Annotated in this window: 7 protein-coding genes and 1 tRNA gene; 5 read left to right on the top strand and 3 right to left on the bottom strand. The window is 62.4% G+C overall.

Features of this window, described 5'->3' with window-relative positions:
• Nucleotides 1–54: 54 nt before the first annotated feature.
• The 3 genes from ROSMUCSMR3_RS06325 (at nt 55) to ROSMUCSMR3_RS06315 (ending at nt 6,669) form a co-directional block, all read left to right on the top strand.
• Nucleotides 55–1,245 carry a penicillin-binding protein activator gene (locus tag ROSMUCSMR3_RS06325; protein WP_008279031.1) on the top strand — a complete coding sequence of 397 codons (1,191 nt, stop codon included), beginning with the start codon at nt 55–57 and terminating at the stop codon, nt 1,243–1,245.
• A 52-nt stretch (nt 1,246–1,297) separates the two neighbouring features.
• Complete coding sequence (locus ROSMUCSMR3_RS06320; protein WP_081506788.1) at nt 1,298–4,063, top strand: [protein-PII] uridylyltransferase; 2,766 nt, start codon at nt 1,298–1,300, stop codon at nt 4,061–4,063.
• Nucleotides 4,064–4,317: 254 nt separating this feature from the next.
• A complete protein-coding gene (locus ROSMUCSMR3_RS06315) occupies nt 4,318–6,669 on the top strand; it encodes a DUF6851 domain-containing protein (RefSeq protein ID WP_081506787.1) in 2,352 nt (783 codons plus the stop codon).
• A 124-nt stretch (nt 6,670–6,793) separates the two neighbouring features.
• Here ROSMUCSMR3_RS06315 and ROSMUCSMR3_RS06310 read toward each other — a convergent pair.
• Nucleotides 6,794–6,870 (bottom strand) — tRNA-Pro (locus ROSMUCSMR3_RS06310).
• Nucleotides 6,871–7,131: 261 nt separating this feature from the next.
• Here ROSMUCSMR3_RS06310 and ROSMUCSMR3_RS06305 point away from each other — a divergent pair.
• Nucleotides 7,132–7,998 carry a GAF domain-containing protein gene (locus ROSMUCSMR3_RS06305; RefSeq protein WP_008279028.1) on the top strand — a complete coding sequence of 289 codons (867 nt, stop codon included), beginning with the start codon at nt 7,132–7,134 and terminating at the stop codon, nt 7,996–7,998.
• Nucleotides 7,999–8,121: 123 nt separating this feature from the next.
• Complete coding sequence (locus ROSMUCSMR3_RS06300) at nt 8,122–9,642, top strand: aldehyde dehydrogenase family protein (protein ID WP_081506786.1); 1,521 nt, start codon at nt 8,122–8,124, stop codon at nt 9,640–9,642.
• Nucleotides 9,643–10,004: 362 nt separating this feature from the next.
• Here ROSMUCSMR3_RS06300 and leuB read toward each other — a convergent pair whose 3' ends face one another.
• Together leuB and ROSMUCSMR3_RS06290 are read right to left on the bottom strand one after the other, a co-directional pair.
• Complete coding sequence (gene leuB / locus ROSMUCSMR3_RS06295; protein ID WP_081506785.1) at nt 10,005–11,111, bottom strand: 3-isopropylmalate dehydrogenase; 1,107 nt, start codon at nt 11,109–11,111, stop codon at nt 10,005–10,007.
• A 78-nt stretch (nt 11,112–11,189) separates the two neighbouring features.
• Nucleotides 11,190–12,164 carry an endonuclease/exonuclease/phosphatase family protein gene (locus ROSMUCSMR3_RS06290; protein WP_081506784.1) on the bottom strand — a complete coding sequence of 325 codons (975 nt, stop codon included), beginning with the start codon at nt 12,162–12,164 and terminating at the stop codon, nt 11,190–11,192.
• Nucleotides 12,165–12,205 lie beyond the last annotated feature (41 nt).

Below are 12,205 nucleotides of genomic sequence, written 5' to 3'. Positions count from 1 at the left end.
TCCGCAATCGCGTCTGGCCAAGGGCAAAGCGCAACAAGGGAGTGAGAGATACGCATGTTCGCCGTTTTACACATCATCCGCAAGTCGGTCGCCACCCTGGCGCTTCGGCCTTTCCTGATGCTTGCAGCACTCGTCTTGGCCGCCTGTCAGCCTGTGTCGGTGGCCGCGCCCGGTGGTGGTGGCACGGCACCTTCGGGGCCGGTTCCGGTGGCCTTGCTCGTGCCGCATGGCAGTGCGGATGCGCAAGAGGCGCAGTTGGCGCGCGATCTTGAAAACGCGGCGCGGTTGGCGGTTGCGGACCTTGCAGGCGTGCAGATCGACCTGCGCGTCTATGGCACCGCTGGTCAAGCCGGACAGGCGCAGCAGGCCGCGCTCAATGCCGCCGCTGACGGCGCGCGGATCATCATCGGGCCGCTCCATGCCGAATCGGCCAATGCCGTGGCGGTCGCCATGGCCCCGCGCAACATCAACGTGCTGGCCTTTTCCAACAATCCGACCATTGCGGGCGGAAATCTTTTCATCCTTGGGCAGACCTTTCAGAATACGGCCAACCGGCTTGCGGATTTTGCCACCCGGCAACAGAAATCCCGCATCATGGCGGTCTATTCCGACAATCTCGCGGGTCAGCTTGGCCGCACAGCCATTGAGCAGGCGGTGCGCGACAATGGCGCGACCTTGGCGGGCAGCGTGGGCTATGAATTCTCGCAAGAGGGCGTGATTGACGCCATCCCCAAGATCAAGACTGCCGCCGAAACCAATGCTGCCGATGCGATTTTCCTCACGGCGAATTCCGCGGGGGCCCTGCCGCTCTTTACCCAAATGCTGCCTGAAAACGGGCTTGGCCCGGACCGGGTGCAGTATATTGGCCTGTCGCGTTGGGATACCCCGCCGCAGACGCTTGATCTGCCGGGGGTGCAGGGCGGGTGGTTCGCCCTACCGGACCCGGCCCGTGCAAGCCAGTTCACCCAGCGCTTCAGCGCCGCCTATGGCAATGTCCCCCATCCCATCGCAAGCCTGTCCTATGATGGCATTGCTGCGGTCGGGGCCTTGGTCAAATCCGGCAACCGCGAGGCTTTGGGCCGCGCGGCGCTAACCCAATCGGCCGGGTTTCAGGGCGTCAGCGGTGTTTTCCGTTTCCGCCCCGATGGCAGCAACGAGCGCGGACTGGCCGTGGCCACGATCCGCGACCGGCGCGTGACGATCCTGTCCCCCGCCCCCCAAAGCTTTGGCGGGGCCGGATTTTGATCCCAATGCGCATCATGGCACCAACCTCTGACGAGGGTGCGAAACGTCGGACATGATTCAACTCATCACGGCGCGGGATGATCTGATCTGTCCTGCCGAAACGATTTTCGACATTCCCGCCGTTGCGGCAGAGATCGCGCGGGCCGTGGCCGAGGCGGGGCCAGACATGGGCGCGCTTCGGCGTGGGGTTGTGGCCTGCCTCAGCACACGGATCACCCAAGGTCGCGATGCGATAGCTGAGGGGCTGGCGGCACAGCCCTTTGCCGCGCGTCCCGCCACCCGCTCCTATTGCTGGCTCACGGATTGTTTGATCCTGACCACGCTTGATGTGGCCACCCGTGTCATGCACCCGCTGCCCAACCCGACCGAGGCCGAGCGCATCGCCGTCTTTGCCGTGGGCGGCTATGGTCGCGGCGAGATGGCACCGCATTCCGATGTCGATCTGTTGTTCCTCACGCCCTACAAGATCACCCCCTGGGCCGAGAGCGTGATTGAATCCATGCTCTACATGCTGTGGGATCTGCGGCTCAAGGTCGGGCATTCCAGCCGGACCATCCGCGATTGTTTGCGCCTTGGTGGCGAGGATTACACGATCCGCACAGCGCTCCTCGAAAACCGCTTTCTCGCGGGCGAGGGGGATCTGGCCGAAAAGCTCAACCAGCGCCTCTGGAATGACCTCTTCAAAGGCTCGGAGCGCGCCTTTACCGAGGCCAAGCTCGCGGAACGCGACGCGCGCCATGAAAAGCAGGGCGAGCGCTATATGGTCGAGCCCAATGTCAAAGAGGGCAAGGGCGGATTGCGCGACCTGCAATCGCTGTTCTGGATCGCCAAATACCTGCACCGTGTTCGTGACGTAAGCGAGCTGGTGGCCTTGGGCATGTTCACGCCCGAGGAATTCGCCACCTTTTCCAAGGCCGAGAATTTTCTTTGGGCGGTGCGGTGCCATCTGCATCTGATCATCGGGCGGCCCAATGACCAGCTCACCTTTGACATGCAGGTCGAGGTGGCGCAGCGCATGGGCTACAAGGATACCGCCGCCCGGCGTGGGGTGGAAATCTTCATGCAGGACTATTTTCGCCACGCCACTGCCGTCGGCGATCTCACGCGGATTTTCCTGACCAAGCTTGAGGCGACGCAGATCAAGTCTGAGCCGCTCTTGCAACGCCTTTTGCGCCGCCGCAAGACCCTGAAAGAGGGCTATGTCGAGGTGCACGGCCGCCTTGGTATCGCCGATCCCAAAAGCTTTCTCACCGACCCGCTCAATCTTTTGCGCCTGTTCGAAGAGGCGCTGCGCACCGGCCTCTTGATCCATCCCGATGCGATGCTGCTGGTTTCGGCCAATATCCGGCTGATCGACGAGAGCATGCGCAACGACCCTGCCGCGCAAAAGCTTTTTCTCGACCTGCTGCTGAAACATGGCAACCCGGAACGCGCGCTCAGGCGTATGAACGAATTGGGCGTGCTCTCGGCCTTTATCCCGGAATTTGAACCCATCGTCGCGATGATGCAGTTCAATATGTATCACCATTACACGGTGGATGAGCATATCATCCAATGTATCAGCCACTTGGCCCAGATCGAGCGGCGCGAGCTGATCGAGGAATTGCCGGTGTCCTCGTCAATTCTCAAAGAAGGGATCAACCGCCGCGTGCTCTATGTGGCGCTCCTCCTGCATGACATCGGCAAGGGCCGTGAAGAGGATCACGCCATCCTTGGCGCGCGCATCGCCCGCCGTGTCGGGCCCCGTCTGGGGCTGAAACCGCGCGAGGTGGATACCGTTGAATGGCTGGTGCGCTATCACCTTCTGATGTCTGACATGGCGCAGAAACGCGATATCGCCGATCCCCGCACCGTGCGCGATTTTGCCAAGGCGGTGCAAACTCGCGAACGGCTTGACCTGCTGCTCTTGCTCACGGTCTGTGATATTCGCGGCGTTGGCCCCGGCACCTGGAACAATTGGAAGGCGTCGCTCTTGCGCGCCCTTTACCGCCAGACCCGCCGCGCCATGGAAGGCGGGCTTGAGGATCTCAACCGTGAACAGCGCGGCTCGGATGCCAAGCGCAACCTGCGCGAGGCGCTGCCGGATTGGGATGCCAAGGACCTCAAGCACGAGACCTCGCGCCATTATCCGCCCTATTGGCAGGGGCTGCATGTTACCGCGCATGTGGTCTTTGCCCGCCTGCTGCACAATCTGACCGAGGATGAGATTGCCATTGATCTGGCGATTGACGAGGATCGCGATGCCACCCGCGCCTGTTTCGCGCTGGCCGATCATCCGGGTATCTTTTCGCGTCTGGCGGGGGCCTTGGCGCTGGTCGGGGCCAATGTGGTGGACGCGCGCACCTATACGTCCAAGGATGGCTTTGCCACTGCGGTCTTCTGGATACAGGACGCCGATGGGCACCCCTTTGAAGCCGACCGCCTGCCGCGCCTGCGCAACATGATCCAAAAGACCCTCAAAGGCGAGGTGGTTCCCCGCGAGGCGATCAAATCCCGCGACAAGCTCAAGAAGCGCGAGCGCGCCTTTCGCGTGCCCACCCATATCACCTTTGATAACGATGGCTCTGAAATCTATACGATCATCGAGGTGGATACCCGCGACCGCCCCGGCCTGCTCTACGATCTTACGCGGACCTTGGCCGCCAACAACGTCTATATCGCCTCTGCCGTGATCGCGACCTTTGGCGAACAGGTGGTTGATACGTTTTATGTCAAGGATATGTTCGGGCTGAAATTCCACTCAGACAGCAAGCGCGCCGCGCTTGAACGCAAACTGCGCGCCGCCATCGAAGAAGGGGTCGAGCGCGCCTCAGCCTGAGGGGCATTGCGACTCTCTCTGGCAGGGATACGTGCCCCCACAACTTTACATCATATGTCGCGCGGTGACTGCTCGTTATAGGGGGCGGCTGCTTAGCGTCTGTGCAACGTCACGGCTGAAATCGAGGGCATTCTGCCTCGCTACAGGACCCTTATTACAAAGGTCTTGATCTGGATCGGATTTACACGCAAACGTTACCCACCGTCAATTTATGTGAACAGTGATGGCTCCCTTTTGACCAACAGGAACAATTCATGGAACCTATTCAACAATCTGTCGTCGCTCAGTGGAATGAGCTTCAGCTTCAAGTAATCCGCGAAGGGGGACCAGCCCCGACACCGACCACCTACCAACTGCACCTTGCAAATGCTGCGATTTATGATGCCTACGCTGCCTTGGCACCGTCGGCCTCTGGTCACTACTCTGACATCGAAACCTCGCTTGAGAATAACGATGCCAACCTCGCCGAAGCGATCAGCTATGCCGCTTTCACGGTGATGAGCCAGCTTCATCCGGCCCGCGCTGCTGATTTCGAGGCCTTCCTTGTCGAATTGGGCTATGATCCTGCCAATGTCTCGACCGATCCGGACACCGCGGCCGGTCTTGGCAATCTGGCCGCGCAAAACGTGTTCGCCGCCCGTGCCAATGACGGCTCGAACGCGGCGAACGGATTTGCCGATACCACGGGCTTCGTGCCGGTGAACGAGGCCGATCCGACCTCGGATCGCGCGCCCGGTGGCGAGAATTTCGATCCCAATCAGTGGCAGCCGCTGCGCGAGCCCAATGGCACGCTGACCGATGACAATGGCATTCCGATTTTCGACAATGACGATCCCAGCACGTTCAAGGATCAACGCGCGCTGACCCCGCATTGGGGCGGCGTTGACAGCTTTGCGCTCGACTCGAACGATCAGTTCCGTCCGCCTGCACCGCCGCAATTGGGCGACTTTTCCGAATATGTCGACGGGCTTGGCAATGTGACGACAGGCGATCAGGCCTATCGCGATCAGGTCACCGAGGTGCTTGAAATCTCTGCCAACCTGACCGACGAGCAAAAGCTGATTGCCGAATACTGGGCGAATGGCCCGCGCGGCGAAACCCCTCCGGGTCACTGGTTCCAGATTGCACAGGATCTTGCACTGCGCGATGGCCATGGCAATGCGCAGGACGCAGAGATGTTCTTTGCGCTCAGCACGGCCATTTTTGATGCCGGGATCGCGACATGGGAGGCGAAGTATACCTATACCTATATCCGCCCCTATTCGGCTATTCGTGATCTGTTCTTTGATCAGGAAGTTCAGGCATGGGGTGGTCCGAACCAGGGCACACAAACCATCCTTGGTCAGGAATGGCTGCCGTATCAGAACGTAACGGCGCCCACACCGCCGTTCCCCGAATTCGTCTCGGGCCACTCGACCTTCTCGACAGCCGCCGCGCGGACCTTGGCCGCCTATCTGGGCAGCGATGTCTATTACGATGGCACCAGCGTCAGCAACTATGATCTCGACGGTGTCGCAGGTGCGGACCTGATTGGCGAATTCATCACCTCCGAGCTGACCTTCGAAGATCGCGCCGACGGCGGTGATCCCATCGTCCTGCGTTGGAACACCCTGAGCGAGGCAGCCCAAGAGGCGGGACAATCGCGTATCTTTGGGGGCATCCATATTCAGGACGGTAACTTGTTCGGTCTCCAAGTGGGCGAGCAGGTTGCGGCCAGCGCCCAAGAGCGTTGGAGTGCTCTCTTCTCGAACGGCGGGTCGTCTCTGACCACATTGTCCGATGCTGGCGAACTTGCACTGGCGGGCGCTGGCAATGACAGCGTTGCCGGCGGCGCCGGGGATGACACGATCGAAGGCGGCTCTGGCGATGACGTTCTGGCGGCCAGCGCTGGCAATGATGTCGTGCTCGGTGAGGCTGGCAATGACCGCATCGGCGGCGGCTTGGGCGATGATACGATCGACGGCGGTGCTGGCGATGACGTGATCGGCGCGGGCCAAGGCAATGACATCGTCGAAGGCGGTGATGGCAATGACCTGATCAGCGGCGGTGCTGGCGATGACACGCTCAACGGTGGTGCGGACAATGACTCGATCTCTGGCAGCTTTGGCAGCGACAGCATTGACGCGGGCGCTGGCGATGACGTCATTGGCGGCGGCGCAGGCCGGGATACGATCGAGGGCGGCGCGGGCGATGACGTGATCGGCGGCGGCGAAGGCGATGACGATCTCTTCGGCAGTGACGGGAATGACTTTATCGCTGGTGGCGGGCGGAATGACTTCATCCTCGGCGGCGCAGGGGATGACACGATCAATGGCGGTGCTGGCAACGACATCATGTCGGGCGGCGAGGGCGCAGATGTCTTCGTGTTCAACGAATTTGTCGCGGGCAGTTTCGAAAACATCACCGATTTCGAGGCGGGTGTAGATACCGTCTTTATCCGCGTTGATGGCCTCGACAACGGCGGCAACGGCCTTCAGGGCTACCTTGACGCCCTTGGCATTGTCGATACGGACCAAGGTGCGCAGTTCACCGTCAATGATAACGGCGTCCTCTTCGTGGACGTGCTGGCAGCGGATCTGACGCTCGACAGCTTTACGTTCCTCTGATCATGGGCACGGGGGGGCGGCGCAGGCTGCCCCCTTTTGATCCGGCGAAACGCGGACCAAAGCAAACAAACCAAAGGCCCCGAAAGGGGCCTTTTTCATGCGGCTATCGTTTGGGAACTATCACTGGTCGGGCTGAGAGGATTCGAACCTCCGACCCCCTGCTCCCGAAGCAGGTGCGCTACCAGGCTGCGCTACAGCCCGACCGTGAGACAGGCGATTATACCGCGTGGCGGGGCATTGCAAGGGGTTTCACGGTCTTTCGCCCGCCCTGCCTGACTGGTCCGAAGGTCGGATTGACAGGGCAGGGACCTGCGGCGTCTAAAGGGCTATTCCACCACAACGGATACCACCGGAGCCTGCCAGATCACCCACCGCCGCACCCATATCGACAAGGTTCTCGAGGACTCACACTCCGCCACTGCGCCCGCACGGTCGCGGATCGCGGCGTCGTGGCGGCGCTCGATGCTCAAGCATGGTCTGGACCCGGCCGAACGCCGCGCGCCGGGGCGTGTCGAGGCCAGCGATCTGGCGACGCGCCAAGGTGCGCAGGCGCAATTCCTGCAGGTCGCCGCCCCCAAACTCGACCAGCTTTTTGGCCTTGTCGGCCATTCGGGCTGCGCCGTGCTTTTGACCGATGCCGAGGGCGTCGTGCTCGATCAGCGCTGTGCGCAGGGGGATGCCGCGATCTTTCAGGATTGGGGCCTCTGGCAGGGGGCTGACTGGTCCGAGGCGTCCGAGGGCACCAACGGCATCGGCACCTGCCTCGCCGAGGATCGCCGCGTCATCATCCACCGCGATGAGCATTTTCTGGCGCGAAACACCGCCATGAGCTGTATGGACGCGCCGATCTATGGCGCGGATGGGCGCATCATCGGTGCGCTCGATGTCTCTTCTGCCCGTTCCGACCAGACCGAGGCGTTTAACCGCCTCATCGCCGCGATGGTGGCCCAGACCGCCCGCCAGATCGAGGCCGACAATTTCCGTGCCGCCCATCCGCGCGCCCGCATCCTTTACGCCGACCATGACGAGACCGAGGCCGCGATGCTGCTCGCGGTCGATGCCGATGACATCGTCGTGGGGGCCACCCGCGCCGCGCGCAAGGCGTTCAATCTGGGGGCCATCGGCCCGATCCGACCCATCCCCGCCTCTGATATCTTTGGCCGCGACGAGGGCCCCAGCGGCTTTGAGCGGGCCGAGCGGGCAGCGGTGATTCGCGCCCTTGCCCGTACCTCTGGCAATGTGTCCGAGGCGGCGCGCGCGCTTGGGATCGGGCGCGCCACGCTCTATCGCCGGATGAAACGGCTGGGGATCGGTGAAAACCTGCATTGAGGTGTCTCAGTCCTGAGACAGATGGGCATCCCTGTGCCCCGTCCCCCCGGTGACGCAAGGCGGGGTAGGGCGCATGCTCTGGTCATTCCCGGCGGAGGACCGGGCGTAACCGGAGGACCCCCAATGAATGAGATGACCCAAGTCGCGGGCAGCTATGCTTCCCCCTTCAAAACCCGCTATGACAATTTCATCGGCGGCACATTCGTGCCCCCCGTCAATGGCCGCTATTTCGACAATATCACGCCCATCACCGGCGAAGTGATCTGCGAAGTTGCGCGCTCTGACGCGATGGATGTGGAACGCGCACTTGATGCCGCCCATGCCGCGCGCGAGGCGTGGGGCCGCACCTCTGCTGCGGATCGTTCCAACACCCTGCTCAAGATTGCCGATGTGCTCGAGGCCAATCTTGACCTTCTGGCGCAGGCCGAAACCTGGGACAATGGCAAGCCCATCCGCGAGACGACCCATGCCGATATCCCGCTCGCCATCGACCATTTCCGCTATTTCGCGGGCGTCTTGCGCGGGCAAGAGGGCACCATGTCCGAGATCGACCATGACACGGTCGCCTATCATTTCCACGAACCCTTGGGCGTCGTGGGCCAGATCATCCCGTGGAACTTCTCGATCCTGATGGCGGCATGGAAATTGGCCCCGGCCTTGGCCGCTGGCAATTGCATCGTGCTGAAACCCGCCGAACAGACCCCCGCCGCGATCATGGTTCTTGTCGAACTCATCGCTGATCTGCTGCCTGCCGGTGTGCTCAACATCCTCAACGGCATGGGGGCAGAGGTGGGCGCGCCGCTCGCCAAATCCACCCGTATCGCCAAGATTGCCTTTACCGGCTCGACCGCGACGGGCCGCAAGATCATGCAGGCCGCAACCGAAAACCTCATTCCCGTGACGCTGGAACTGGGCGGCAAATCCCCCAATATCTTCTTTTCGGATGTGATGGCCGCCGATGACGCCTTTCTCGACAAGGCGGTCGAAGGCTTTGTTCTTTTTGCCTTTAACCAGGGTGAGGTTTGCACCTGCCCATCCCGCGCACTGATCCAGGAAGACATCTACGAGGAGTTCATCGCGCGCTGCATTGCCCGCGTGAAGGCGATCCAGCAGGGTGACCCGCGCGAGATGGCGACCATGGTCGGCGCACAGGCCAGCCAGCAGCAGTTTGACAAGATCATGTCCTATTTCACCATCGGCGTGGAAGAGGGGGCCGAGGTGCTGGTGGGCGGCGACGCCGCGCGCTTTAACGGCGAGATTGCGGGCGGCTATTACATCCAGCCGACCATCCTCAAGGGGCACAACAAGATGCGCGTGTTCCAAGAGGAAATCTTTGGTCCGGTCGTGTCCGTGACCACCTTCAAGGACGAGGCCGAGGCGCTCGCCATTGCCAATGACACGATGTATGGCCTTGGCGCCGGTGTCTGGACCCGCGATGGCACCCGCGCCTATCGCTTTGGCCGCGCTGTCGAGGCGGGCCGCGTCTGGGTCAACAACTATCACGCCTACCCGGCCCATGCGGCCTTTGGCGGCTACAAGCAGTCGGGCATCGGGCGCGAAAATCACAAGATGATGCTGGATCATTACCAGCAGACCAAGAACATGCTGGTCAGCTACAACCCCAACAAGCTCGGGTTTTTCTAAAGGTTCGCAGGTCACGAGTGCAAGCCGCCGGGGTCTTCTCCGGCGGCAATTTTTATTGGGCTGACGCTGGCCTCAATCGTCAATGCGCGGAATCAAGGCGCGGCACGCGCCGCCGCGCAGCGCCCGTCCGCCCCACCGGGCGGGCGCTTTTGCAACGTCATACACGATTGATAACGCGGAAGTGTTTGGCAAGCATCAAGTGCCAGCCGATAAGGTTGCAACGCCCACCCGGCGGACGGGCGCTGCGCGGCTCATCCCTTGTGGCCATGGCCACCAGCACTCAGCCAAACCTACGCCGTGCACCCCCAACAAAAAAGGCCCGCACAAGTGGCGGGCCTCTCCGTGTTGAACCTGCGTTTGCCTCAGAGGCTCGCGTCAAGCGCCGCCACAATCGCATCGCCCATCTCAGTGGTCGACACCGGCGTCACACCATCCTCACCCAAGAGATCAGCGGTGCGCAGACCGTCCGCCAGCACCTGCTCCACAGCCTTCTCCAGCCGCGTCGCCTCGGCCCCTTGGTCAAACGAATAGCGCAGCGCCATGGCAAAGCTGAGGATACAGGCAATCGGGTTGGCCTTGCCCTGACCGGCAATATCGGGGGCAGAGCCATGCACCGGCTCATAAAGCGCCTTGGGCCGGCCATTGGCCATCGGCAAACCAAGCGAAGCCGACGGCAGCATGCCCAGCGATCCCGTCAGCATCGCCGCCGCATCCGACAAGAGATCCCCAAAGAGGTTGTCGGTCACGATCACGTCGAACTGCTTGGGCCAGCGGCAAAGCTGCATGGCGCCCGCGTCCGCATACATGTGGCTCAGCTCGACATCCGGGTAATCGGCGTCATGCACCTTTTGCACAACCTCGCGCCACAGCACGCCCGATTCCATCACATTGGCCTTTTCCATCGAACAGACACGGTTGCCCCGCTTGCGCGCCAATTCGAAGGCCGCGCGCGCCACGCGGTCAATCTCGCTCTCGGTATAGCGCTGCGTGTTGATGCCGACCCGCTCATTGCCTTCGGTGAAAATGCCGCGCGGCTCGCCGAAATAGATGCCAGAGGTCAATTCCCGCACGATCATGATGTCGAGACCGGCCACCACATCGCGCTTGAGGCTCGAAAAATCCGCCAGCGCGTCAAAGCATTGCGCCGGGCGCAGGTTGGCAAATAGGTCCATTTCCTTGCGCAGGCGCAACAGGCCGCGCTCAGGCTTGACGCTGAAATCGAGGTTGTCATATTTCGGCCCACCGACGGCCCCCAACAGCACGGCATCGACCTCTTGTGCCTTTGCCATCGTGTCGTCATGCAGCGGCGTGCCGTGCTTGTCATAGGCGGCACCGCCCACAAGATCCTCGGACACGTCAAACGCCATCCCTCGCTTGGCCCCGTACCAGTCAATGATCTTGACCACCTCGGCCATGACCTCGGGGCCGATCCCGTCACCGGGCAGAATAAGAAGCGATGGGTTGCTCATGGGGCGTTTCCTTGGCTTGCGTTTGATGTTGCCCGTTGGCCTATACGCAAGCCCCGCAATGGTCAAGAAACCCCGATGTCATGGCAGGCTCAGATCGACCCAGACCAGCCGATGACGGCTGGCGGTGGCGGCCAAATCCCCCTCTGGCGTGCCCTCGGGCGGCCAATGCACGCCGGCACCCGTGACGCTCAGATCGGCGGCGGGCAGGATATAGGACACCCGCCGCGTACCGGGGCCGGGGGGCGGCCAGTGAACGGTCGCAAGTGGTGGTTCCGCCGCTCCGGGGCGCAGTGGGCGGGGGTCTTGCAGGCGCGGATCGGCCAGCAGCGCGCGCAGTGCCTCTGGCCGCCCGCCACCCGCCTCCGGGTCAAGATTGGCATGGCCCATGAGCACGAAGCCCCCCCGCGGCGGCGGCCCGAACGCCCCATCCAGATAAAGCTGCCAGAACCGGAGTTCATCATGGTTGCGTCGCCCGTTCCGATCCTCTGGCCCGTCAAACACCGGCGGTGTGGCGTGAAAGGTCATCACCTGAAGCGCCCCAGAGGGCAGCAGCACCGGCACCACCCACTGCCCGCGCGACGCGAGGCGCTGCACGGCCTGAGCCGCCTCTGACGGGAAGGGTTGGCCGTCCCGCAGGGGCAACAGCGCGCCGGGCAGGTCGCGCCAGAGGACTGCACTGAAATCCTGCGCGCCCGGCTGATCCACAGGATAGCGCGACAAAATCGCCATGCCCCCCTGACCGGTGAAATCACCATAGCCCTGGGCATCGCGCGGCCCGCCGCGCCGCCCGTCGCCATCCATGTCAAGCCCGGTTGCGAGACCGGCATTGGGGGTACGGGCAAAGAGGTGTTCGTATCGCGGCCCGCCCCCTTCGGAAATACGGTCGCGCAGCGCGCTCAGCGCAAGCAGGTCAAGGTCGTAATCCACCCCCTGCAAAACCAGAATATCGGGCTGTGTTTGCGCCAGCACATGCGTTATTGCCGCAATCTGCGCATCCTCGCCCCGCCGCAAATCCCGCAACAGGAGCCCCGGCCCCGCGCGCTCCAGATCCACATTCCAACTCGCCAGACGCAGCCTGTCTGCATATGCGGGCC

Origin of the sequence: Roseovarius mucosus (genome assembly GCF_002080415.1) — a bacterium.
GTDB lineage: Bacteria > Pseudomonadota > Alphaproteobacteria > Rhodobacterales > Rhodobacteraceae > Roseovarius > Roseovarius mucosus_A.
The sequence above is the reverse complement of the archived record's forward strand: the minus strand, read 5'-3'. Positions and strand labels throughout refer to the sequence as shown.